24 protein-coding genes are annotated in these 22,289 nt (G+C 73.5%); 16 read left to right on the top strand and 8 right to left on the bottom strand.

The features are described 5' to 3' along the window. The first annotated feature begins 8 nt into the window (after window positions 1–8). The 7 genes from ilvN (at window position 9) to J4E96_RS15265 (ending at window position 7,744) form a co-directional block, all read left to right on the top strand. Window positions 9–533 carry an acetolactate synthase small subunit gene (gene ilvN / locus J4E96_RS15295; protein ID WP_227422929.1) on the top strand — a complete coding sequence of 175 codons (525 nt, stop codon included), beginning with the start codon at window positions 9–11 and terminating at the stop codon, window positions 531–533. Between the two features lie 100 nt (window positions 534–633). Continuing rightward, window positions 634–1,662, top strand: coding sequence for a ketol-acid reductoisomerase (gene ilvC, locus J4E96_RS15290; RefSeq protein WP_227422928.1), 1,029 nt, complete (start codon window positions 634–636; stop codon window positions 1,660–1,662). A 117-nt stretch (window positions 1,663–1,779) separates the two neighbouring features. After that, the gene (locus J4E96_RS15285; RefSeq protein ID WP_227422927.1) at window positions 1,780–2,343 is read left to right on the top strand and encodes an ASCH domain-containing protein; all 564 of its coding nucleotides are present in this window, start codon (window positions 1,780–1,782) and stop codon (window positions 2,341–2,343) included. Window positions 2,344–2,397: 54 nt separating this feature from the next. Then, the gene (locus tag J4E96_RS15280; RefSeq protein WP_227422926.1) at window positions 2,398–3,468 is read left to right on the top strand and encodes a 3-isopropylmalate dehydrogenase; all 1,071 of its coding nucleotides are present in this window, start codon (window positions 2,398–2,400) and stop codon (window positions 3,466–3,468) included. Window positions 3,469–3,597: 129 nt separating this feature from the next. Further along, window positions 3,598–4,728 carry a branched-chain amino acid aminotransferase gene (locus J4E96_RS15275; protein ID WP_227422925.1) on the top strand — a complete coding sequence of 377 codons (1,131 nt, stop codon included), beginning with the start codon at window positions 3,598–3,600 and terminating at the stop codon, window positions 4,726–4,728. Between the two features lie 283 nt (window positions 4,729–5,011). Continuing rightward, a complete protein-coding gene (gene cimA / locus J4E96_RS15270) occupies window positions 5,012–6,634 on the top strand; it encodes a citramalate synthase (protein ID WP_227422924.1) in 1,623 nt (540 codons plus the stop codon). 60 nt (window positions 6,635–6,694) lie between these two features. Next, window positions 6,695–7,744 carry a lipoyl protein ligase domain-containing protein gene (locus tag J4E96_RS15265; RefSeq protein WP_227425786.1) on the top strand — a complete coding sequence of 350 codons (1,050 nt, stop codon included), beginning with the start codon at window positions 6,695–6,697 and terminating at the stop codon, window positions 7,742–7,744. A 33-nt stretch (window positions 7,745–7,777) separates the two neighbouring features. Here the strand turns inward: J4E96_RS15265 and J4E96_RS15260 are convergent, their stop codons facing one another. Genes J4E96_RS15260 through J4E96_RS15245 form a run of 4 tightly spaced genes read right to left on the bottom strand, consistent with a single transcriptional unit; the run spans window position 7,778 to window position 9,968 of the window. Then, window positions 7,778–8,209 (bottom strand): hypothetical protein, encoded by a 432-nt coding sequence (locus tag J4E96_RS15260; protein ID WP_227422923.1) that lies wholly within the window; start codon window positions 8,207–8,209, stop codon window positions 7,778–7,780. Beyond that, on the bottom strand, window positions 8,196–8,390 hold the full coding sequence (locus tag J4E96_RS15255; protein ID WP_227422922.1) for a helix-turn-helix transcriptional regulator: 195 nt from the start codon (window positions 8,388–8,390) through the stop codon (window positions 8,196–8,198). Before J4E96_RS15255 ends, J4E96_RS15260 begins: the two co-directional genes overlap by 14 nt. Then, window positions 8,387–9,193, bottom strand: a complete 807-nt coding sequence (locus tag J4E96_RS15250; protein WP_227422921.1) for a CPBP family intramembrane glutamic endopeptidase — start codon at window positions 9,191–9,193, stop codon at window positions 8,387–8,389. Before J4E96_RS15250 ends, J4E96_RS15255 begins: the two co-directional genes overlap by 4 nt. Window positions 9,194–9,248: 55 nt before the next feature. After that, window positions 9,249–9,968, bottom strand: a complete 720-nt coding sequence (locus tag J4E96_RS15245; RefSeq protein WP_227422920.1) for a YggS family pyridoxal phosphate-dependent enzyme — start codon at window positions 9,966–9,968, stop codon at window positions 9,249–9,251. Window positions 9,969–10,021: 53 nt separating this feature from the next. Here J4E96_RS15245 and J4E96_RS15240 point away from each other — a divergent pair, with 53 nt between their 5' ends. Next, entirely contained in the window at window positions 10,022–10,414 is a 393-nt protein-coding gene (locus tag J4E96_RS15240) for a YccF domain-containing protein (RefSeq protein ID WP_227422919.1), read from the top strand. Between the two features lie 24 nt (window positions 10,415–10,438). Here the strand turns inward: J4E96_RS15240 and ybaK are convergent, their stop codons facing one another. Together ybaK and J4E96_RS15230 are read right to left on the bottom strand one after the other, a co-directional pair. Next, entirely contained in the window at window positions 10,439–10,963 is a 525-nt protein-coding gene (ybaK, locus tag J4E96_RS15235; RefSeq protein WP_227422918.1) for a Cys-tRNA(Pro) deacylase, read from the bottom strand. A gap of 9 nt (window positions 10,964–10,972) precedes the next feature. Continuing rightward, entirely contained in the window at window positions 10,973–13,495 is a 2,523-nt protein-coding gene (locus J4E96_RS15230; protein ID WP_227425785.1) for a DEAD/DEAH box helicase, read from the bottom strand. Window positions 13,496–13,651: 156 nt separating this feature from the next. Here J4E96_RS15230 and J4E96_RS15225 point away from each other — a divergent pair, with 156 nt between their 5' ends. Further along, entirely contained in the window at window positions 13,652–14,272 is a 621-nt protein-coding gene (locus tag J4E96_RS15225; RefSeq protein ID WP_227422917.1) for a dihydrofolate reductase family protein, read from the top strand. Window positions 14,273–14,427: 155 nt separating this feature from the next. Next, entirely contained in the window at window positions 14,428–14,676 is a 249-nt protein-coding gene (locus J4E96_RS15220; RefSeq protein WP_227422916.1) for a WhiB family transcriptional regulator, read from the top strand. A gap of 17 nt (window positions 14,677–14,693) precedes the next feature. Here J4E96_RS15220 and J4E96_RS15215 read toward each other — a convergent pair whose 3' ends face one another. Then, window positions 14,694–15,596: a 3-methyladenine DNA glycosylase gene (locus J4E96_RS15215; protein WP_227422915.1), complete on the bottom strand. Its 903-nt coding sequence runs from the start codon at window positions 15,594–15,596 to the stop codon at window positions 14,694–14,696. A 78-nt stretch (window positions 15,597–15,674) separates the two neighbouring features. On the opposite strand from J4E96_RS15215, the gene J4E96_RS15210 reads away from it, so the two are divergent. Further along, the gene (locus J4E96_RS15210) at window positions 15,675–16,334 is read left to right on the top strand and encodes a pyridoxine/pyridoxamine 5'-phosphate oxidase (protein WP_227422914.1); all 660 of its coding nucleotides are present in this window, start codon (window positions 15,675–15,677) and stop codon (window positions 16,332–16,334) included. After that, window positions 16,325–17,098 (top strand): maleylpyruvate isomerase family mycothiol-dependent enzyme, encoded by a 774-nt coding sequence (locus J4E96_RS15205; RefSeq protein ID WP_227422913.1) that lies wholly within the window; start codon window positions 16,325–16,327, stop codon window positions 17,096–17,098. The genes J4E96_RS15210 and J4E96_RS15205 overlap by 10 nt, the downstream gene beginning before the upstream one ends. An 11-nt stretch (window positions 17,099–17,109) precedes the next feature. Here the strand turns inward: J4E96_RS15205 and J4E96_RS15200 are convergent, their stop codons facing one another. Further along, window positions 17,110–18,183 (bottom strand): heparan-alpha-glucosaminide N-acetyltransferase domain-containing protein, encoded by a 1,074-nt coding sequence (locus tag J4E96_RS15200; RefSeq protein ID WP_227422912.1) that lies wholly within the window; start codon window positions 18,181–18,183, stop codon window positions 17,110–17,112. 104 nt (window positions 18,184–18,287) lie between these two features. On the opposite strand from J4E96_RS15200, the gene J4E96_RS15195 reads away from it, so the two are divergent. Genes J4E96_RS15195 through J4E96_RS15180 form a run of 4 tightly spaced genes read left to right on the top strand, consistent with a single transcriptional unit; the run spans window position 18,288 to window position 22,248 of the window. Further along, complete coding sequence (locus J4E96_RS15195; RefSeq protein WP_227422911.1) at window positions 18,288–19,100, top strand: methyltransferase domain-containing protein; 813 nt, start codon at window positions 18,288–18,290, stop codon at window positions 19,098–19,100. Between the two features lie 18 nt (window positions 19,101–19,118). Continuing rightward, complete coding sequence (locus tag J4E96_RS15190; protein WP_227422910.1) at window positions 19,119–19,901, top strand: fumarylacetoacetate hydrolase family protein; 783 nt, start codon at window positions 19,119–19,121, stop codon at window positions 19,899–19,901. Between the two features lie 35 nt (window positions 19,902–19,936). Then, a complete protein-coding gene (gltX, locus tag J4E96_RS15185) occupies window positions 19,937–21,487 on the top strand; it encodes a glutamate--tRNA ligase (RefSeq protein ID WP_406619932.1) in 1,551 nt (516 codons plus the stop codon). Beyond that, window positions 21,487–22,248 (top strand): HAD family hydrolase, encoded by a 762-nt coding sequence (locus J4E96_RS15180; RefSeq protein WP_227422909.1) that lies wholly within the window; start codon window positions 21,487–21,489, stop codon window positions 22,246–22,248. The genes gltX and J4E96_RS15180 overlap by 1 nt, the downstream gene beginning before the upstream one ends. Window positions 22,249–22,289 lie beyond the last annotated feature (41 nt).

Below are 22,289 nucleotides of genomic sequence, written 5' to 3'. Positions count from 1 at the left end.
TCATGGCAATGAGCAGGCACACGCTCTCCGTCCTGGTGGAGAACAAGCCCGGCGTGCTGACGCGCGTCGCGGGGCTGTTCGCCCGCCGCGCGTTCAACATCCACTCGCTCGCGGTCGGTCCGACCGAACGCGACACCGTCTCGCGGATCACGGTCGTGGTCGACGTTGACGACCTGCCGCTCGAGCAGGTGACCAAGCAGCTCAACAAGCTGATCAACGTCATCAAGATCGTCGAGCTCGAGGCGTCGTCCTCGGTCCAGCGCGAGCTCCTGCTCGTCAAGGTGCGGGCCGAGGCCGGCCAGCGCGGCGGCGTGCTCGAGGTCGTCGAGCTCTTCCGGGCGCACGTCGTCGACGTCGTCCCGGATGCGGTCACGATCGAGGCGACCGGCGGGCCCGACAAGCTGGACGCGCTGCTGGCCGCGCTCGAGCCGTACGGCGTCCGCGAGATCGTGCAGTCCGGCACGGTCGCGATCGGCCGCGGCGCACGCTCCATCACCGACCGGGCGCTCGACCGCGCCATCCGCTCGGCCTGACCGAACCGGGCCGGGCCACCCGGCCCGAACCCACCACCCTTGTCCCGTTCAGCGCGTCGGCTCGTCCAGGCGCGTAGCACCCCATCTGAGGAGATCCACCGTGGCAGAGCTTTTCTACGACGACGACGCCGACCTCTCGATCATCGCCGGCCGCAAGGTCGCCGTCATCGGGTACGGCAGCCAGGGGCACGCGCACGCGCTGAACCTGCGTGACTCGGGCGTCGACGTGCGCGTCGGCCTGCGCGAGGGCAGCTCCTCTCGCGCGAAGGCCGAGGACGCCGGGCTCCAGGTGCTCACGGTCGCCGCGGCGACCGCGTGGGCCGACGTCGTCGTCATCCTGGCGCCGGACCAGGCGCAGCGGCACCTGTACGCGAACGACATCGCGCCCAACCTGGCCGCCGGGTCCGCGCTCGTGTTCGCGCACGGGTTCAACATCCGGTTCGGCTACATCACCCCGCCCGACGGCGTCGACGTCGTCATGATCGCCCCGAAGGGGCCCGGCCACCTCGTGCGCCGCGAGTACGTCGACGGGCGCGGCGTGCCCGTGATCGTCGCCGTCGAGCAGGACGCGACCGGGAACGCGTGGGCGCTCGCGCTGTCCTACGCCAAGGCGATCGGCGGCCTGCGCGCCGCCGGGATCAAGACCACCTTCACGGAGGAGACCGAGAGCGACCTCTTCGGCGAGCAGGCCGTGCTGTGCGGCGGCGTCTCCCAGCTCATCCAGTACGGCTTCGAGACCCTCACGGAGGCCGGCTACCAGCCCGAGGTCGCGTACTTCGAGGTGCTGCACGAGCTCAAGCTCATCGTCGACCTCATCAACGAGGGCGGCATCGCCAAGCAGCGCTGGAGCGTCTCGGACACGGCGGAGTACGGCGACTACGTCTCCGGCCCGCGGGTCATCGACCCGAGCGTCAAGGAGAACATGAAGGCCGTCCTCGCGGACATCCAGAACGGCGCGTTCGCGAAGCGCTTCATCGACGACCAGGACGCCGGCGCGCCGGAGTTCACGGCGCTGCGCGCCAAGGGCGAGGCGCACCCGATCGAGGCCGTCGGCCGCCGCCTGCGCAAGCTCTTCGCCTGGGTCAAGCCGACCGACTCCGACTTCGTCGAGGGTTCCGCCGCCCGCTGACGGCGGGTTTGCTCGACCGGCGTCCGCGTCCGGTGGTGCTCGTCACCTCCGAGCGCGGACGCCGCTGCGTGCGGGGGAGTGCGGCGGGGGCCGCGCGCGACGGGGGAGGATAGGTGCATGCCCGAGCTCGAGACCGACCGCGATGCCGCCCCCGACGAGGCCGGCGCCGCGCTCGTCGCGTTCTGGGAGCTGGCGCGCTCGCGCGTCGGCCTCGCGCGCCTGCCCGTGATCACCGGGCTCAGCCCGGCGGCGAGCGTGCTGCCGCCCGCCTGGGCGTTCGGGGACTCGCCCGAGCTCGCGGACGAGCTGCTCGCGCTGGTGCTCGCCGGGCTGAAGACGGCGACCGCGTCGGCGGTCTGGGAGTACGAGGACGCGGACGAGCCGCTCCCGCGGCCCGGCGACCTCTCGATCCTGCTCGACGGGCGCGGCCACCCGTGCGCGCTCGTGCGCACGAGCGCCGTGCGGGTCGTGCCGTTCGCCGAGGTCGACGCCGAGTCCGCCTGGCTCGAGGGCGAAGGTGACCGATCCCTCGATACGTGGCGCAGGGAGCACCGCGCCGCGTTCGGCCGGGCCCTCGCCGCCCGCGGGCGTACCTTCGACGAGTCCCTGCCGGTGGTGCTCGAGAGGTTCGAGCTTCGCTTCCCGGCCCGGCCGACGACGGCGGCACCCGCGTCGGAGTAGCCGACAGGTGAGACGGCCGTCCCGAGGCGTGGGATTCGCACTAGGGTCGGCGCCATGACGCGGAACCTCGAACTGGCAGTGATCGCGGGCGACGGCATCGGTGCCGAGGTCGTGGAGCAGGGGCTGCTCGCGCTCGACGCGGCGCTCGTCGGCCGGGACGTCGCGGTGCGCACCACCGAGTTCGACCTCGGCGCGCGGCGCTGGCACGCGACGGGAGAGACCCTCACGGACGCGGACCTCGCGGCGATCCGCACGCACGACGCGATCCTGCTCGGCGCGGTCGGCGACCCTCAGGTGCCGTCCGGCGTGCTCGAGCGCGGCCTGCTGCTGCGCCTGCGGTTCGCGCTCGACCACTACGTCAACCTGCGCCCGAGCCGGCTCTTCCCGGGGGTCACCTCGCCGCTGTCGGCGCCGGGGGACGTGGACTTCGTCGTCGTGCGCGAGGGCACCGAGGGCCCGTACGTCGGCAACGGCGGCGCGATCCGCGTCGGCACGCCGCACGAGGTCGCGAACGAGGTCAGCGTCAACACGGCGTTCGGCGTCGAGCGCGTCGTGCGGGACGCCTTCGCGCGGGCGGCCGCCCGCCCGCGCCGGAAGCTCACGCTCGTGCACAAGCACAACGTGCTCGTGCACGCCGGGCACCTGTGGCGCCGCACGGTCGAGGCCGTCAACGCCGAGTTTCCCGACGTCACCGTCGACTACCTGCACGTCGACGCCGCGACGATCCTGCTCGTGACGAACCCGGCCCGGTTCGACGTCATCGTCACGGACAATCTCTTCGGCGACATCCTGACCGACCTCGCGGCGGCCATCACCGGCGGGATCGGCCTCGCGGCGTCCGCCAACATCAACCCCGACGTCGACTCGGGCGGCCGGCACCTCGCGCCGTCGATGTTCGAGCCCGTGCACGGTTCGGCCCCGGACATCGCGGGCAAGGGGATCGCCGACCCGACCGCGACCGTGCTGTCGGTCGCCCTCCTGCTCGACCACCTGGGGCTGCCCGACGCCGCGGCGTCGGTCGAGCGCGCCGTCGCCGCCGATCTTGCCGACCGGCCGAGCGGGGCGGGCAGCGCGCGCACGACCGCCGAGGTCGGCAAGGAGCTCGCCGCGCGCATCGCGGGCTGAGCCTGTAGCGGGCTGAGCCTGTAGCGGGCTGAGCCGGTCCGCGAGCCCCGCGCCGCCGTCGACGAGCCGACGGCCCGGCGGCGACCGCGGGTACCGTCTGTGTTGTCCTCTGGTGAAAGGCACCGCCTCATGTCCACGATCTCCGCCGCTCGCGTCCCCGAGTCGCTCGCCGGCGCGGTGGCCGCCTTCACCGTGCAGCGCAACGACGCGCCGGTGCCCGAGGCCGAGCGGCTCGCGGCGCTCGCGACGCCCAAGTTCGGCACGGTCTTCACCGACCACATGGTCCGGATCGGCTGGTCGGTCGACGCCGGCTGGCACGACCGCCGCGTCGTGAAGTACGGGCCGCTGCTGCTGGACCCCGCCAGCGCCGTCCTGCACTACGGCCAGGAGATCTTCGAGGGCCTCAAGGCGTACCAGCACGCCGACGGCTCGGTCTGGTCGTTCCGGCCCGAGGCCAACGCGGCGCGGTTCGCGGCGTCGGCCCGCCGGCTCGCGCTCCCTGTCCTGGCGGCGGAGGACTTCCTCGGCGCGCTCGTCGCGCTCGTGCGCACCGACGTCGACTGGATCCCCACGGGCGACGAGACGAGCCTGTACCTGCGCCCGTTCATGTACGCGTCGGAGAAGTTCCTCGGCGTCCGGCCCTCCCTCGAGGCCGAGTTCCTCGTGATCGCCTCCCCGGTCGGGCCGTACTTCGGCGGGGCCGTCGCGCCCGTGTCGATCTGGGTCGCCCAGGACTACCACCGCGCGAGCCAGGGTGGCACCGGGGCCGCGAAGTGCGGCGGCAACTACGCCGCGAGCCTGCTGCCCCAGCAGGAGGCGTACGACCACGGCTGCGAGCAGGTCTGCTTCCTCGACGCCGCCACCAGCACCGCGATCGAGGAGCTCGGCGGCATGAACGTGTTCGTCGTGCACGCGGACGGGAGCGTCTCGACCCCCGAGCTCACCGGCTCCATCCTCGAAGGCGTGACGCGCTCGTCGATCATCGCGCTGCTGACCGACGCCGGGCACGAGGTGCGCGAGCGCCAGATCCTGCTCGCCGACCTGCTGGCCGGCATCGCCGACGGCTCGGTCGCGGAGGTCTTCGCGTGCGGCACCGCCGCCGTCGTGACCCCGATCGGCCGGCTCAAGGGCACCGACTTCGATCTCACGGTGGCCGACGGCGCCGCGGGCGCGGTCACCACCAGCGTGCGCGCCGAGCTCACCGACATCCAGTACGGCCGGGCCGCCGACCGCCACGGCTGGCTCCGCCGGCTCGTCTAGCGGGGCGGGGTGTCCGGTGGGTGGACACCCCTTCTCACTGGTCGGTCACGGTGTCATAGTGAGGCCGTGCACCAGTCCCAGCTTATTATCGTGTAGCGCGTTCGGCCCCACCCGCCGAACGCGCAGACCTCCCGTACCCTCGGGGGGTCTTTTTGTTGTCGGGCACCACCCCCCGCCCGCCGACCAGTCGATCGCCTGACCGGCACCACCCCCCGCCGGCAGCTAGATCGTCAGCAGATAGCGCGCCACCCGGTAGAGCGTCACCCCATCCAGAGAGCCCAACGTGACCAGCGATCACCCGCCGCTCGCGGCGTTCCACGTCTACGACACCACGCTGCGCGATGGCGCGCAGCAGGAGGGCATGAACCTCTCGGTCGCCGACAAGCTCGCCATCGCCCCGCTGCTCGACGAGCTCGGGGTCGGCTTCATCGAGGGCGGTTGGCCGGGCGCGATCCCGAAGGACACGGAGTTCTTCGCGCGCGCCGCCAAGGAGCTGCACCTCGTGCACGCCGAGCTCGCGGCCTTCGGTGCCACGCGCAAGGCCGGCACGCACGCCTGGGACGACCCGCAGGTGCGCGCTCTGCTCGACGCCCAGGCCCCCGTCGTCACGCTCGTGGCCAAGAGCGACATCCGGCACGTCGAGCGCGCGCTGCGCACGACGGCGGCCGAGAACCTCGCGATGATCACCGACACCGTCGCGCTGCTCGTCGGCGAGGGGCGCAGGGTCGTGCTCGACGCCGAGCACTTCTTCGACGGGTACCGCTACGACCCGGCGTACGCGCTCGAGGCGGTCCGCGTCGCGTTCGGCGCGGGGGCCGAGGTCGTCACGCTCTGCGACACGAACGGCGGGATGCTCCCCGACGGCGTCGCGCAGATCGTCGGCGACGTCCGGGCCGCCGTCGGGCACGGCCCCGTCATCGGGATGCACGCGCACAACGACTCGGGCTGCGCGGTCGCGAACTCCCTCGCGGCCGTCGGCGCGGGCGCCGAGCACGTGCAGGGCACCGTGAACGGGTACGGCGAGCGCACGGGCAACGCCGATCTCATCGCCGTCGTCGCGAACCTCGAGATCAAGCAGGGCCGGACCCTGCTCGCGGGCCCGGGCGGGCTGCGCGAGGCCACCCGGATCGCGCACGCGATCAGCGAGATCACCAACATCAGCCCGTTCGCGCGCCAGCCCTACATCGGCGCGAGCGCGTTCGCGCACAAGGCGGGCCTGCACGCGAGCGCGATCCGGGTCGACCCCGACCTCTACCAGCACATCGACCCGGTGCGCGTCGGCAACGACATGCGCATGCTGATCTCCGAGATGGCCGGGCGCGCGTCCATCGAGCTCAAGGGGCGCGAGTTCGGCCTCGAGCTCGCGGGCCAGGACCAGCTGCTCGGCCGCGTGACCGCGCGGATCAAGACGGCAGAGGCGCAGGGCTACACCTACGACGCCGCCGACGCGTCGTTCGAGCTGCTGCTGCGCGAGGAGGTCGACGGCGACCGCGTCACCTACTTCGACGTCGAGAGCTGGCGGGTCATCGTCGAGACCAACGCGGCGGTCCTCGGGCGCGCGAGCGCCGAGGCGACCGTCAAGCTCACGGCCGGCGGCACCCGGACGGTCGCGACCGGCGAGGGCAACGGCCCGGTCAACGCGCTCGACCATGCGCTGCGGCAGGCGCTGGTGGCGACGTACCCCGAGATCGAGCGGTTCGAGCTGATCGACTTCAAGGTGCGCATCATGGACACGATGCACGGCACCGACGCGACGACGCGGGTGCTCGTGGAGACCATGGACTCGGGCGCCGATGCCACCTGGCGCACGGTCGGCGTCGGCCCCAACGTGATCGAGGCGTCGTTCGAGGCGATCGTCGACTCCATCGTGTACGGGCTGCTCCGGGCGGGCGTCACGCGCCGCTGACCTGGCCGTCGACGCAGGTCATAGGATGACTTGGTGAGCGATGATGACGTGGTGTCCGCCCTGCGCGGCGAGTACAAGGTGCCCGGCGGCAAGCTGGTCGCGGCCGACGTCACGGTGACCGACGGCGTCCTGTCCGCCGTGTCGATCAGTGGCGACTTCTTCCTCGACCCCGACGACGCGCTCGAGCTGATCGACGCTGCGCTGGTGGGGCAGCCCGCGGACGCGCGCGTCGCGCAGCTCACGGCGGCGATCGAGGCCGCGCTCGACGAGAGCGTCACGCTCGTCGGCTTCAGCCCCGAGGCGATCGCGATCGCCGTGCGGCGCGCGCTGGGGCACGCGTCGAGCTGGCGCGACCTCACGTTCGAGCTGATCCACGAAGCGCCCCAGCTTCCGGTGCTGCACGTCGCGCTCGACCAGGTGCTCGCCGAGGAGTTGGCGGCCGGCCGGCGCGGCCCGACGTTGCGGTTCTGGGAGTGGGTCGACCCGGCCGTCGTCATCGGGTCCTTCCAGTCCCTGCGCAACGAGGTCGACCCCGAGGGGGCCGACCGGCACGGCGTGACGGTCGTGCGCCGGATCTCCGGCGGCGGGGCCATGTTCATGGAGGCGGGCAACTGCATCACGTTCTCCCTCGTCGTGCCCGCATCGCTGGTGGACGGCCTGACGTTCGAGCAGTCGTACGCGTTCCTCGACGACTGGGTGCTCGGGGCGCTCGCGGACGTCGGGGTCACCGCCGCGTACGCGGGCCTCAACGACATCGCGTCCCCGGCCGGCAAGCTCGCGGGCGCGGCGCAGAAGCGGCTCGTCGGGGGAGCGGTGCTGCACCACGTGACGATGGCCTACGACATCGACGCCGACAAGATGCTCGAGGTGCTGCGGATCGGCCGCGAGAAGCTGTCCGACAAGGGCACCACGAGCGCCAAGAAGCGCGTCGACCCGGTGCGCTCCCAGACGGGCCTGCCGCGCACCGAGGTCATCGACGCCTTCAAGAAGCACTTCCGCTCGCGCTACGACGTGGTCGACGGCGCGCTGCGCCCGGCCGAGGTCGAGCGCGCCGAGGAGCTCGTGGCGACCAAGTTCGGCACGCAGGAGTGGCTCGCCCGCGTGCCGTGACGCGGCCGAGCCGCCGCTCGCCGTTCGGCCGGCTCAGGTCCGGCGGTTGATCACCACGAACGCGGCGACGAGCACGGCGACGAGCAGCAGGGGCAGCGCGGTGAGCAGGCTCTCCGCGTCCGCCCCGAGCAGCGCCGCGATCGAGGTGAACGACGTCGCGACCAGGGCGGCCAGGCCCACGACGGCGAACGAGGCCTCGAGCACGCGCCGGTCGCGCTCGTCGGGCTGGCCGCCCCCGAGGCGGGCCGCGGTCCCGGCGCGATCGCTGCGCCGCACGCTGCGCCAGCGGGCGAGGGCGGCGAGCGCGACGATCAAGAGCCCGCCGGTGAGGAAGCCCTCGGCGGTGCCGTCGCTCGTGGCGCGCGCGAGCAGCGCGTAGCCGCTGACGGTGACTACGACCGCCGTCGTCGTCCCCACGTACCAGGCCGTGCGCTGCTGGGCCTGGCTGCGGCTAGAGGTCCACATGGAAGAGCTCCTCGATCGTCAGGTGGAAGTACCGGGCAAGGGCGAACGCGAGCGGGAGGGACGGGTCGTACTTGCCCGTCTCGAGGGAGTTGACCGTCTGCCGGGACACCCCCAGCGCCGCGGCGAGGGCGGCCTGGGACAGCCCCGCCTCCTCGCGCCGGGCTCGGACGTCGTTCCTCATGCGCGTTCGGCGCCCTGCTGCTGGGTCGCGGCGGCGGGGCGCCGGGGCGCGGCGGTCAGCACGGGTCGGAGGTCGATCAGCACGTGCAGCACCATCGCGACCAGCAGGCTCCCGGTGGCGAGGTACATCGCGGTGAACAGGCAGCCCAGCGCGCCAGTTGCGATCATGCCGGCCCGCCCCTGGTACCAGTGCGCCGCGCCGAACACCGTGCCGGCGACCAGCACGACCGCGACCGGGTGGGCGCCGGGCAGCGCCAGCGCGAGGACGAGCACGATCAGGCCGCGGTACGTCACCTCTTCGGTCAGCCCGGCCGTCACGGCGAGCCCCACCCAGCCGCGCCGCGCGCGCGGGGTCGTCGGCAGCATCGGCACGACGGCGGCCGCACCCGCCATCCGGGGGGCCGTGCGGCCTCGGCCGTCCCGTCGGCGGGCAGCCACCACCCCGCCGACCAACGCGCCGACGATGCCCGCGAGCGCCCCGACCACGAAGGGCTGCGACGCGCCGCCGAGGGACGTCGGCAGCCGCAGTCCGAGGTCCGCGAGGTCGACGCCCGGCGCCGCCAGCACCAGCGCGACCACGCCGCCGGCCCACAGCCAGCCCTGTCGGGCCCAGGACCGGTAGAACCGGACCTGCACCTCGCCGGCCCCGATGGGGTCCGCGGCGAGCTCGGCGAGGAACGCCCGATGCTGGCGGCGGCCCAGGACGGGATCGGAACCGACGAGCAGCACCGCAGCCGTGATGAGTGCCGCGACGACGCCGGGCGCGGGGCTGAGTGCGTGGAGGGCTTGGAGGGTCTCGATCATGTGTCAAGGATGCTTGACACATGATCGCATGTCAAGGTTGCTTGACATGCGATGGTCAGGCGGGGCGCGCCCCGAAGACCGCCGTCCCCACGCGCACGATCGTCGCGCCCTCGGCGATCGCGAGCTCGAGGTCGCCGCTCATCCCCATCGACAGCTCGGACGCGTCGGAGGTGCCGGCCAGGCCGGAGCCGACGACGCCGTCGCGCAGCTCCCGCAGGCGCGCGTAGCCGGCGCGAACGACGCCGGCGTCGGCGGAGTTGGCCCCGATCGTCATGAAGCCGCGCAGCCGCAGGCCGGCGACCTGCGCGACCGCGGCCGCGACGTCCGCCGCCGCGTCGGGCGCCACGCCGTACTTCGTGGGCTCACCCGAGACGTTGACCTGCAGCAGCACGTCGAGCACCTGGCCGGCGTCGGCGCTGCGCTCGCCGAGGCGGGCGGCGATCTCGGGGGAGTCGACGCTCTCGACGCAGCCCGCCCAGCGCAGCGCCGGGTTGACCTTGTTGCCCTGCAGATGGCCGATCAGGTGGATCTCGATCGGCAGCCCGGCGAGCTCTGGGCCCTTGGCCACGAGCTCCTGGACCCGGTTCTCGCCGATCAGGTTCGCCCCGGCCGCGATCGCCACCCGCACGTGCGCGGCCGGCACGGTCTTGGTCGCCAGCAGCAGTCGCGCCGAGCCGGGCTCGCGGCCGGCGTCGCGCTCGGCGTCGGCGATCCGGGTCCGGACCCGGCCCAGCCTCGCGACGATGCCGTCCGCCCGGTCGTGGTCCTCGCTCATGCCACCGCACCCTAGGGCACCGCGCCGCCGGGCGGATGCGGCAGGCTGGGGGCATGCGCACCCTGCTCAACCTCATCTGGCTCGTGCTGTCCGGCTTCTGGATGGCGGTCGGCTACGCGCTCGCGGGGGTGATCTGCTGCCTGTTGATCGTGACGATCCCGTTCGGCATCGCGTCGTTCCGGATCGCCAACTACGTGCTCTGGCCCTTCGGTCGCACGATCGTCGACCGGCCCACGGCGGGGATCGGCTCCGCGATCGGGAACGTGCTCTGGATCGTCGTCGCCGGGATCTGGCTCGCGATCGGCCACCTCACGACCGGCATCGCGATGTGCCTGACCATCATCGGCATCCCGCTCGGGATCGCCAGCTTCAAGCTCATCCCGGTCTCGCTCACGCCGCTCGGCAAGGTGATCGTCCCGACCGACGCCCCGTTCGGCGTCCGCTGACGACGCGCTCGCGCGAGCGAATGGTCAGGCCCGGCCGATCGGCGCCACGACGGCGCCCGTGAGCCGCACGAGCTCGGCCGGCGCGAGCTCGACGTCGAGGCCGCGGCGCCCGCCCGAGACGAACACGGTCGGGTGGTCCAGCGCGCTCGCGTCGACCACCGTGCGCAGGCGCTGGCGCTGCCCGAGCGGCGAGATGCCGCCGACGACGTAGCCCGTCGCGCGCTCGGCGTCCGCCTGGGCCGCCATCGCGGCCTTCTTGCCCCCGACGGCGTGGGCGAGCGCCTTGAGGTCGAGCTGCCCGGTCACCGGGACGACCGCGACCGTGAGCGTGCCGTCCATGCTCGTCACGAGCGTCTTGAACACGCGGGCGGGCTCGAGGCCGAGCACCTGGGCGGCCTCGAGCCCGTAGCCGACGGCGCTCGCGGGGTCGTGCGCGTAGGCGTGCACGGTGTGGGCGACCCCGGCGGCGTCGAGCGCGACGAGCGCGGGGGTGCCGGCCCCGGGGTGCTTGGCCGACCCCTTGGCCGGCCCGGAGGATTTCTTCGACACGTGGGCAGCCTAGAGCGGCCCGACCGCGGTGATGTGCAGCACGACCTCGCCGGCGGCGTCGGAGGCGGCGAGATCGACCACGGCGTCGATGCGCCAGTCGTGGTCGTCGGCCGGGTCGTCAAGGATCTGGCGGACCTCCCAGCGGGCGCCGCCGTCGTCGTCGCCCGGCCGCTCGGTGATCTGGAGCAGCTTGGGGCCGCGCGCGTCCGGCCCGAAGCCGATCGCGTCGTGGTCGGTGTAGAACGGGTCGAGCGCGTCCGCCCAGGCGTCCGCGTCCCAGCAGTCGGTGCCGTCGAGCAGGCCCAGGGCGCGGTAGTTCTCGCGCGCGGCGAGGTCGACGCGGCGGAACAGCGCGTTGCGCACGAGTGCGCGGAAGGCGCGCTTGTTGGCCGTGATCGGCTTCGGCGCGTCCTCGGCGTCGACGTCGACCGCGGGCCCGCCGTCGTCCGTGGGGTTGCGCAGCCGCTCCCACTCGTCGAGCAGGCTCGAGTCGGTGCGGCGCACCAGCTCGCCGAGCCACTCGACCAGCTCCGCGAGCTCCTCGGTGCGGCTCTCCTCGGGCACGGTCTGACGCAGCGCGCGGTAGGCGTCCGCGAGGTAGCGCAGCAGGACGCCCTCGGTGCGCTCGAGCGCGTAGTAGGAGACGTACTCGACGAAGGTCATCGTCCGCTCGTGCATGTCCCGCACGACGGACTTGGGGGCGAGCTCCAGGTCGGCGACCCACGGGTTGGTCTGGCGATACGTCATGAACGCGCCGGTCAGCAGCTCGGTGAGAGGCTGGGGGTAGGTGACGTCCTCGAGCAGCGCCATCCGCTCCTCGTACTCGAGCCCGTCCGCCTTCATCGCGGCGACGGCCTCGCCGCGGGCCTTGTTCGCCTGCGCCGACAGCACCTGGCGCGGGTTGTCGAGGGTCGCCTCGATGACGGAGACGACGTCGAGCGCGTGCGTCGGGGACTCGAGGTCGAGCAGCTCGAGCGCCGCGAACGCGAACGGCGAGAGCGCCTGGTTGAGCGCGAAGTTGGCCGGCAGGTCCACCGTCAGGCGCACCGTGCGGCCGACGCCGTTGGCGTTGGGCACCCGCTCGATCACGCCGGCGGCCTTGAGCGAGCGGTAGACGGCGATCGCCTGGCGCACGTGCCGCCCGCGCGCCGACTCCGGTTCGTGGTTGTCCATGAGCAGGTGCCGCATCGCGGCGATCGGGTCGCCCGGCCGCGCGAGGACGTTCAGCACCATGGCGTGCGAGACCGCGAAGCTGGAGGTCAGCGGCTCGGGCGCGGCGTCGCGCAGGCGCTCGAACGTCTTGTCGGTCCAGTTCACGGCACCCTCGGGCGCCTTCTTCCGGACGATCTTGCGGATCTTCTTCGGGTCGTCTCCCGCGCGCTCGAGCTGCTTGCGGTTCTCGATGACGTGGTCGGGGGCCATGACGATGACCTCGCCGACCGTGTCGTAGCCCGCGCGGCCGGCGCGGCCGGCGATCTGGTGGAACTCGCGCGCCGAGATGTGCCGCATCCGGACGCCGTCGTACTTCACGAGGGACGTCAGTACGACCGTGCGGATCGGCACGTTGATCCCGACGCCGAGGGTGTCGGTCCCGCAGACGACCTTGAGCAGCCCCTTCTGGGTCAGGCGCTCCACGACGCGCCGATACTTCGGCAGCATGCCCGCGTGGTGGACGCCGACGCCGTGGCGCAGCAGCCGCGACAGCGTGCGGCCGAAGCCCGGACCGAACCGGAAGTCCCCGAGCTCGGTCGCGATCTCGTCGCGCTGCGCGCGCGTCGCGACGTTCATGCTCATGAGGGCCTGGGCGCGCTCGACCGCCGCCGCCTGCGTGAAGTGCACGACGTACACCGGCGCGCGGTGGGTGTTGACGAGCTCCTCGAGCAGCTCGACCAGGGGCTCGATCGCGTAGCTGAAGTTCAGCGGGACGGGCCGCTCGGTGTTCTCGACCACGGCGACGGCCCGGTCGGTGCGCTCAAGGAGATCGGCGGCGAAGAACGAGACGTCCCCGAGCGTGGCCGACATCAGCAGGAACTGCGCCGTCGGCAGCTCGAGCAGCGGGATCTGCCAGGCCCAGCCGCGCTGGGGGTCGGCGTAGAAGTGGAACTCGTCCATCACGACCTGGCCGACGACGGACTCGTCGCCGTCGATGCCGCCCTGGCGCAGCGCGATGTTCGCCAGGATCTCCGCCGTGCAGCAGATGATCGGCGCGCCCGGGTTGACCGAGGAGTCGCCGGTCATCATGCCGACGTTGTCCGAGCCGAACGCCGCCACGAGCGAGAAGAACTTCTCGCTCACGAGCGCCTTGAGCGGGGCGGTGTAGAAGGTGCGCCGGCCCTGCGCGAGCGCGACGAAGTGGGCGGCGATGGCGACGAGCGACTTCCCGGAGCCGGTGGGGGTCGAGAGGATGACGTGCGAGCCGGTCACCAGCTCGAGCAGGGCCTCCTGCTGGGCGGGGTAGAGGTCGTAGCCCTGATCGGTCGCCCAGGCCATGAAGGCGTCGTACAGCGCGTCCGGATCCGGGTCCGCGGGCATCCGCTGGGCGAGCGTGAGCGGACGGTCGGTGAGGGTGGACACGCACCTATCGTCTCAGGACGTGGCGCCGGCTCAGAATGCGCGCGTCGCCCGGTCGGTGTTCGATGAGAAGGCCCCGGACGCCGCTGGGGTGGAGCGAGAGTGGAGGACCACCCGATGGCGACGATCGTTTCTACCCTGTTCATGGCGCTCGACGGCGTCGTCGAGATCGATCCGGCCTGGCACTTTCCCTACTTTGACGAGCGCATGGGTGCTGCCGTGGGCGAGGACTACGAGGACGTGGACGTGCTGCTCCTCGGTCGCGTCACGTACGACAGCTTCGCGGGCGCCTGGCCGGACCGAGAAGCCGCGGGCGGGGACGACGCGACGTTCGCCGCGCAGCTGGGAGACACCCGCAAGGTGGTCGCGACGCGAGGGTCCGCCGAGCTGGGCTGGCGGAACGCCGAGGCGATCCGTGGCGATCTCATCGAGGCAGTCGCGGCGCTCGCGGCGGAGCCCGGCATCCACAAGATCCTGATTCCCGGGTCGGTCTCCGTGGTGCGCCAGCTCCTCGCAGCGGGCCTGCTCGACGAACTTCGTCTGCTCGTGCATCCCGTCGCGGCTCGCCGTGGCGAGCGCCTGTTCGACGAGGGCGAGCCGATCTACCCGCTCACGCTGCTCAGCTCGGAGTCTCTCCCCACAGGCGTCATGCGCCTCATCTACGCCCCCGGCACGATCCCCGGGACGCGGGGCTACGCGGGCGCCACCGAGCACCTCCCGGGCGCCGCCGAGGCGTGATCGCTGCTCGCCCGTGCGGGCTACTTCGACCCGGGACTTTCGTCCCCTGGCGGCGGACGATCCCGCGAGGGAAAGTATCTCAAGCCGTCGCAATTCCACCCCGCTCGAGACCTGCCCCAGCAACGGGCTCCTCGACCATGCTCGAGGAGATGTCCATGGACTGGCGCCACGAGGCCGCGTGCCTGGACGAGGATCCCGAGCTGTTCTTCCCGATCGGTGGCTCAGCCCCAGCCGTGCTGCAGCTCGCCGAGGCCAAGGCGGTCTGCGGTCGGTGCCCGGTGATCCAGACCTGCCTGACGTGGGCGCTCGAGGCTCGCCAGGACGTCGGGGTCTGGGGCGGGCTGGCGGAGGACGAACGGATCGCGCTCCGGCGCCGCACCGCACGGCAGCGGCACGCGGGCTGAACCCGGGCGGCGTCGCCTCAGGCCGCGCCACCCGCGTCGATCGCCTCGATCAACCGGCCCCGTAGTCGTGCCGCCCGCTCGGCGAACTCGCGCTGCCTGGCGGCGTACTCGGCCCGGCCCGCCGCCGTCTCGATCGCGACCGCGGGCTCGCCGAGCGAGGAGACGTCGTAGGGCGACGCCTGCATGTCGAGCGTCCGGATCTCGCGCGCGAGCTCGAAGCAGTCGAGCAGCAGGTCGCCCGGCACGACGGGGCCGAGCTTGCCGGCCCACTTGAACAGGTCCATCCCCGCGTGCAGGCAGCCCGGCTGCTCGAGCTCGACCTGGGTCGCGCGAGTCGGTTGGAGCGCGTTCAGCGCGACGGCGTCGGGCGCGAAGAACCGGAACGCGTCGAAGTGGCTGCACCGGATCGGGTGCGCCGCGACGACGGCGTCGGTCCCGGCGCGGCCGAGCCGCAGGGGCAGGTCGTGCCGCCGGCGCTCGTCGTCCTGGTGGAAGACCATCGCCCACTCGTGCAGCCCGAAGCAGCCGACGTGGGCGCGCCGGGACGCCGTCGCCTCGAGCAGGGTCCGGACGTAGCGCGCGGTGTCGCCGCGGTCGCTCAGGAAGGCCCGCACATCGAGGCTGACCGAGCCCGCGCCGTCGACGGCGTACCACCGCCAGGCCGAGTGCTCGGCCGGGGTGCCACCCGGGTCGGCGCGCAGGACGACGCCCGGCCCCGGGTGCCAGCGGCGCAGCAGGCTGGGCTTGATCGTGTAGTAGTCGTACAGGAAGTCGTCGATCGGGTGCCGCTCGCCGGTGCCGCGGCGCGCCCGGTGGCCGGCCGTGAGGGCGTCGGCACGCGCCGCGTGCGCCGCGGCGACGGGCCGCCACTCGCGCGACGCCAGGGTGTGCGGCACGCCGGCGGGTTCCGGGCTCGTCATGGCACCAGGGTAGGCACGGGCCGGCCGCGGCGCGTCGACCCAGGGCGGACCGGCCGGGACCGCCGTAGGGTCGAGATCGTGCCCACTCTGCGCTCCAGGCTCCGCCGGCTCCCGGTCTTCGCCGGCTCCCTCCCGGCCTTCGATCCGACCGACGTCCCGGCCGATCCGTTCGACCTGTTCGCCGACTGGTTGGGCCACGCGATCGACGCGGGCGTCGCCGAGCCCCACGCGATGACGCTCGCGACCGCCGACGCCGTCGGCGCGCCCTCGGCGCGGGTCGTGATCCTCAAGGACGTGCACGACGGCGGCTGGGAGTTCGCGACCGACGCACGCAGCCGCAAGGCCCGTGACCTGGCGCTGAACCCGGCGGCGGCGGCGAGCTTCTACTGGCAGCCGCAGGGCCGTCAGGTCCGCCTCACCGGGATCGTCGTCGACCGCGGGGCGCTGCAGCGGGACGCCGACTTCCTCGCGCGGTCGCCCGCCTCGCGTGCCGCGGCGTTCGCCGTCCGCCCGGGGGAGCCCCTCGCGTCGACCGCCGAGCTGCACGCGGCGATGGCCGCCGCGCTCGAGCGTGTCGCGCTCGAGCCCGCGCGGGTGCTGCCCGAGTGGGCGCTGCTCGCGCTGGTCCCGCTGACCGCCGAGTTTTGGCAGGGCGACCCCACCCGCGCGCACGTGCGGGTCGTCTACACGCGCGACGACGTCGCGGGCGCCTGGCGGCACGAGCTGGTGTGGCCGTGACCGGGCCCGACGACGCCGCCCGCGTCGCCCCCGCCGAGCTCGTCCCCGCGATCCGCGGCGCGCACGCGCGCCTGCTTGCGTCCATCGCGGGCTGCACCGACGCGGACGTCGCGGCGCCGTCGCGGCTGCCCGGCTGGAGCCGCGGGCACGTCCTCGCGCACCTGGTGGGCCTCGCGGCGGCGGCGACCCGGCAGATCGAGTACGCGCGGCGCGGCGCACTGGTGGACGTCTACGACGGCGGTCGCCCGGCGCGCGACGCCGCAATCGAGGCGGGCGCGCCGGCGTCGGCCGCGGAGCATCGCTCGGCGATCACGTCCGCGACCGAGCGCATCGACGCGCTGCTCGCCGACCTGACGCGCGAGGACTGGTCCCGGCCGGTGCGCTACCGCGCCGGCACTGCGCTCGACATGGCGCAGGCCTGGTGGCGCGAGGTGGAGATCCACCTCACCGACCTCGACCTCGGACCGGCCAGCGGCGACTGGAGCGTGCAGCTGTGCGAGCACCTCACCGCGTTTCTCGCGGAGCGGCTCCCCGGCGGCAGCGCGCTCGTGCTCGAGGCGCCCGATGGGTGGGTCCAGGAGCTGGGGACCGGCCCGACCCGGGTGCTTCGCGGTGCGCGCACCGACCTCGTCGCCTGGCTGGCCGGGCGGGAGCCGGCCGGGCCCGTCGTCGCCGACGACGGCGCCCCGCCCCCCGCGCTCGGCCCCTGGCCCGCGCCGCAGCCCCCGCAGGCCCCGCAGGAGCCAGAGGCGGCCGGTCGGTAGGCCCCGCCCCGCTACGGGACGGCGGGCGGCGCGGTCGGGCCCGGCGCTGGCGCGGCGCCAGCGATCGAGTCCGCGGCGCGGGTCGACAGCCCGTGCAGCACGCGTTCGAGCGGCCCGCGCCCGAGCCAGGCGTGCCACGCGCTCGCCGCGAGCAGGGTCACGGCCAGGAAGGCCAGGTGGGTGCCGACGTGCGGCTGGCGCACGACGACGTCGCCGAGCGCCGCGATCGCGACGATCTGGAACGAGTAGGCCGAGAGTGAGAGAGCGCCCGTCGCGGCGAGGGGGTACACCAGGCGCGGTGCGCGCTCGGCGAGCACGAGGCACCCGCCGAGCACCGCGAGCGCGACGCCGATGTTGCCGACCACCTCGAACGTCGTGTCCGAGTGCGGCACCGTGGTCAGCAGCCGCAGCACGGTCGGGTCCGCGCCGCCGGCAAGGCCGGCGCGCAGGGCGAGGCCGCCGCCGACGTACCCCAGCACGGCCAGGCACGGCCCCGCGAGCAGCAGCCGCTCGCGCACGTCGCGGCGGCCGAGGTCGAGCCGGCCCACCGCCAGGCCCGTGAGCACGTAGGCCATCCAGATGCCGGCGGGGTAGTACCCGGAGATGACCAGCTCGACCGCGAGGGTCAGCGGGCCGGTGTACCCGGCCAGCGCGTCCTCCAGGGCGAAGCAGACGGGCGGGCCGAGCACCGCCACGGCCGCCGCCCACCCGAGCAGCACCGCGGAGCGGGTGCGCAGGAACGGCAGCGCCAGCACGAAGTACGCCGCGTAGCTCGGCAGGATGACCGCGACGGGCGTGCCGAGGCCCGTCAGGACGAAGCCGAGCGCGAGCAGCACGAGGGCGCGCACCCACAGGCGGATCCGAGCGCGGGTGAGCCGGACGCCCGTCGCCGGCTGCGGCCCCCCCGACAGCAGCGCGATCGACACGCCGGCGAGCACCGCGAAGGTCGCGGCGGAGCGCCCGTCGACGACGGCGAGCCAGCCGGTCGGGGAGAAGAACTCGGTGCCGATCACCCCGACGTGCGCGGTGATCATGCCGAGCACCGCGAGGCCGCGCGCCACGTCGATACCAACGATCCGCTTCACGGGTGCAGGTTACGGTCTCGCCGCCGTGCGCGCGGGGCGTCCGACATGCAAGATGGAACATTCCGCCGGTTGATATCTGCCGGCGGGCACCCCCTACTGGTGGGGTGAGTATCCAGGATCAGTACACGCACGGCCACCACGAGTCCGTGCTCCGCTCGCACCGCTGGCGGACCGCCGAGAACTCGGCCGCGTACCTGCTGCCCGCGCTCGTGCCGGGCCAGCGGCTGCTCGACGTCGGCTGCGGGCCGGGCTCCATCACGATCGACCTCGCGGCGCGGGTCGCGCCCGGCGAGGTCGTGGGCCTCGATCGGTCGGAGCGGGTGATCCACCTCGCCCGGGCGGCCGCGCGCGAGGCCGGCGCGACCGGCATCGTGTTCGACGTCGGCGACGTCTACGCGCTGCCGTACCCGGATGCGAGCTTCGACGTGGTGCACGCCCACCAGGTGCTGCAGCACCTCGTGGACCCGGTCGCGGCGCTGCGCGAGCTGCGCCGCGTGACCCGGCCCGGCGGCCTCGTCGCCGTCCGCGACGCCGACTACGCCGCCATGACCTGGTACCCCGAATCACCCGGGTTGGACGACTGGCTCGCGCTCTACCACGAGGTCGCCGCGGCGAACCACGCGCAGGCCGACGCCGGCCGCCGGCTGCTGTCGTGGGTGCGCGAGGCCGGGTTCGACCCGGCCGGAATCGTGCCGAGTTCCGCCGCGTGGTGCTACGCGACACCGCAGGACCGCACGTGGTGGGCCGACCTCTGGGCCGAGCGGTCGACGTCGTCGGACTTCGCGAGCCAGGCGATCGCGCGCGGGCTCGCCGACGACGTCGCGCTCGAGAACCTGGCCGACGCGTGGCGCCTGTGGGGTGCGAGCGAGGACGCCTGGTTCGCCGTGCTGCACGGCGAGGTGCTCGCCCGCGTCTGAGCGTGCCTAGGGTTGAGCATGCGCATCGCTCGATTTACCACCGGTGACGACCCCCGCTACGCCCTCGTGGACGGTGAGCCGGGCTCGCTCGAGCTCGTCGTGCTGTCCGGCGACCCGATCTACATGCCGGTCCAGCCGACGGGGGAGCGGGTCCCGCTCACCGACTCGGTCCGCCTGCTCGCCCCGGTCATCCCGCGGTCCAAGGTCATCGGCGTCGGCCGCAACTACGCCGCGCACGCCGCCGAGCTCGGCAACGACGTCCCGACCACGCCCCTGCTGTTCCTCAAGCCGAACACGTCGGTGATCGGGCCGGACGACCCGATCGTGCTGCCGTCGTACTCCGAAGAGGTGCACCACGAGGCCGAGCTCGCCGTGGTGATCGGCAAGATCACCAAGAACGTGCCGCCCGAGAAGGCCCTCGCGCAGGTGTTCGGGTACACCGCCGCGAACGACGTGACCGCGCGCGACGTGCAGCGCACCGACGGGCAGTGGACGCGCGCGAAGGGTTTCGACACCTCGTGCCCGCTCGGGCCCTGGATCGTCACCGACCTCGACACCGACGACCTCCGGGTGACCGCGCGCGTCAACGGCGACCTGCGCCAGGACGGGCGCACGTCGGCGATGGTGTTCGACGTCGCCCATCTCGTGTCGTTCATCTCCGAGGTCTTCACGCTGCTGCCGGGCGACGTCATCCTCACGGGCACGCCCGCCGGCGTCGGCCCGGTCGTGCATGCCGACGTCGTGGAGATCGAGATCGAGGACCTCGGCGTGCTGCGCAACCCGGTGATCCGGCGCAGCTGATCCGCCGCACCTGGGGGTCGGCCTAGGCTGGTCGGGTGCCTGACACCGCAACGACCACCACGCCCACCACGCTCACTGCGGCCGACGCCGCCCCGACCGGATCGGCGATCCGGGTTCGGTTCTGCCCGTCCCCGACCGGGACGCCGCACGTCGGCCTGATCCGCACCGCGCTGTTCAACTGGGCGTACGCGCGGCATGTGGGCGGCACGTTCGTGTTCCGGATCGAGGACACCGACGTCGAGCGCGACAGCCAGGAGAGCTATCTCCAGCTGCTCGACGCGCTGCGCTGGCTGGGCCTCGACTGGGACGAGGGCGTCGAGGTCGGCGGCCCGCACGAGCCGTACCGCCAGTCGCAGCGGATGGACCTGTACGCCGACGTCGCCGCGAAGCTGCTCGCGGGCGGGTACGCCTACGAGTCCTTCTCGAGCCCCGAGGAGGTCGAGGCGCGCCACCGCGCCGCCGGGCGCGACCCGAAGCGCGGGTACGACGGCTTCGACCGCGACCTCACCGACGCGCAGAAGGCCGCCTACCGCGCCGAGGGTCGCGCGCCCGTGCTGCGCATCCGGATGCCCGACGACGACGTCACGTTCACCGACCTGATCCGGGGCGACGTGACGTTCAAGGCCGGGTCGATCCCGGACTACGTCATCGTGCGCGGCAACGGCCAGCCGCTGTACACGCTGGTGAACCCGATCGACGACGCGCTCATGGGCATCACCCACGTGCTGCGCGGGGAGGACCTGCTCTCCTCGACCCCTCGCCAGGTCGTGCTCTACCGCGCGCTCCTCGCGATCGGCGTCGCCGAGGTTCTGCCCGTGTTCGGGCACCTGCCGTACGTGCTCGGCGAGGGCAACAAGAAGCTCTCCAAGCGCGACCCCGAGTCGAACCTCTTCCTGCACCGCGAGCACGGTTTCACGCCCGAGGGGCTGCTCAACTACCTCGCGCTGCTGGGCTGGGGGATCGGCCCCGACCGCGACATCTTCTCGGTCGACGAGCTGGTCGCCGCGTTCGACGTCGCCGACGTGAACCCAAACCCCGCCCACTTCGACCTCAAGAAGGCCGAGGCGATCAACGCCGCGCACCTGCGCCTGCTCGCGCCCGACGACTTCCGGGGCCGCCTCGTGCCGTACCTGCACGCGGCCGGGATCGTCCCGGCGGACGCGTACGCCGACCTGTCGGCCGCGCACCGCGCGCTGCTCGACGCCGGCGCGCCGCTCGTCCAGGAGCGGATGACGCTGCTCGGCGAGGCGCCCGGGATGCTCGGCTTCCTGTTCACCGCCGACGACGCGGTCGAGCTCGAGGCGCAGGCCGTCGCCGCGCTGCGCCCCGACGCGGCGGGCGCGCTCGACGCGGCGATCGCGACGCTCGAGGCGCTGCCGGCCGACGGCTTCGCCGCGGAGCCCGTGCACGTCGCGCTGAACGAGGCCCTGATCGACGGCCTCGGGCTCAAGCCGCGGTTCGCGTTCGCGCCGCTGCGCACAGCGATCAGCGGCCGGCGCGTGTCGCCGCCGCTGTTCGAGTCCATGGAGATCCTCGGCCGGGACAGCTCGCTCGCCCGCCTGCGCGCGTTGCGCGCGACGCTCTAGTGGGCGGGCCGGGCGCGGCCGGGTCGGGCGCGCGGCCGGTCGACGGCGTCCTGTTCGACATCGACGACACGCTCGTCGACACCCGCGGCGCGTTCGCCCGCGCGCTCGCGGGCACGACGAGCGCATACCTGCCGCACCTGCCCGCGGCGCGCGGCGGGGACGTGCTCGCGCACTGGCGGGCGGACTCGCTCGGCTACTACCGCCAGTACACCGCGGGGGAGCTGGGGTACGAGGCCCAGCGCATGGCGCGCGCGAACGACCTCCAGGCCGAGTTCGGCGGGGCGGCGCTCGACCTCGACTCCTTCCACGCCTGGGACGCCGTCTTCGAGGAGGGCGTGCAGAGCGCCTGGGCGGCCCACTCCGACGCGCTCCAGGTGATCGCGGAGCTGCGCGCCGACGGCGTCGCGGTCGGCGCGCTGTCGAACGCCCTCGTGGGGTACCAGACCCGCAAGCTCGCGCGCGCCGGCCTCGCGGGCGCGATGCCGATGCTCGTCGGCCTCGACACCCTGGGCTTCGGCAAGCCCGACCCGCGCGTCTTCCTCGAGGCGTGCCGCCTGCTCGGCACCGAACCGGCCCGGACCGCCTACGTGGGCGACGAGCTCGACATCGACGCGCAGGCGGCGTCGGCGGCCGGCCTGATCGGGGTCTGGCTCGACCGGCCCGGCGCGCGCCGGGTCGAGATCTCGGCCGACGACGTCGCGGCCGCGGGCGTGATCGTGCTGCCCGGGCTCGCGGGGCTGCGCGCGGCGCTGGGGTTCTGAGACGCCCGGTTCTGAGGCGCCGCGTTCGCAACCGCCGCGGA

It is taken from the genome of Pengzhenrongella sicca (genome assembly GCF_017569225.1).
Classification (GTDB): Bacteria; Actinomycetota; Actinomycetes; order Actinomycetales; family Cellulomonadaceae; genus Pengzhenrongella; species Pengzhenrongella sicca.
This window is presented reverse-complemented; position numbering and strand designations above follow the sequence as displayed.

Coding starts and splice junctions, on each gene's coding strand:
- ilvN (WP_227422929.1), top strand. CDS start 9: ATGAGCAGGCACACGCTCTCCGTCCTGGTGGAGAACAAGCCCGGCGTG.
- J4E96_RS15285 (WP_227422927.1), top strand. CDS start 1,780: ATGCCCGAGCTCGAGACCGACCGCGATGCCGCCCCCGACGAGGCCGGC.
- J4E96_RS15280 (WP_227422926.1), top strand. CDS start 2,398: ATGACGCGGAACCTCGAACTGGCAGTGATCGCGGGCGACGGCATCGGT.
- J4E96_RS15275 (WP_227422925.1), top strand. CDS start 3,598: ATGTCCACGATCTCCGCCGCTCGCGTCCCCGAGTCGCTCGCCGGCGCG.
- J4E96_RS15260 (WP_227422923.1), bottom strand. CDS start 8,209: ATGTGGACCTCTAGCCGCAGCCAGGCCCAGCAGCGCACGGCCTGGTAC.
- J4E96_RS15255 (WP_227422922.1), bottom strand. CDS start 8,390: ATGAGGAACGACGTCCGAGCCCGGCGCGAGGAGGCGGGGCTGTCCCAG.
- J4E96_RS15250 (WP_227422921.1), bottom strand. CDS start 9,193: ATGATCGAGACCCTCCAAGCCCTCCACGCACTCAGCCCCGCGCCCGGC.
- J4E96_RS15245 (WP_227422920.1), bottom strand. CDS start 9,968: ATGAGCGAGGACCACGACCGGGCGGACGGCATCGTCGCGAGGCTGGGC.
- J4E96_RS15240 (WP_227422919.1), top strand. CDS start 10,022: ATGCGCACCCTGCTCAACCTCATCTGGCTCGTGCTGTCCGGCTTCTGG.
- J4E96_RS15230 (WP_227425785.1), bottom strand. CDS start 13,495: ATGCCCGCGGACCCGGATCCGGACGCGCTGTACGACGCCTTCATGGCC.
- J4E96_RS15225 (WP_227422917.1), top strand. CDS start 13,652: ATGGCGACGATCGTTTCTACCCTGTTCATGGCGCTCGACGGCGTCGTC.
- J4E96_RS15220 (WP_227422916.1), top strand. CDS start 14,428: ATGGACTGGCGCCACGAGGCCGCGTGCCTGGACGAGGATCCCGAGCTG.
- J4E96_RS15215 (WP_227422915.1), bottom strand. CDS start 15,596: ATGACGAGCCCGGAACCCGCCGGCGTGCCGCACACCCTGGCGTCGCGC.
- J4E96_RS15190 (WP_227422910.1), top strand. CDS start 19,119: ATGCGCATCGCTCGATTTACCACCGGTGACGACCCCCGCTACGCCCTC.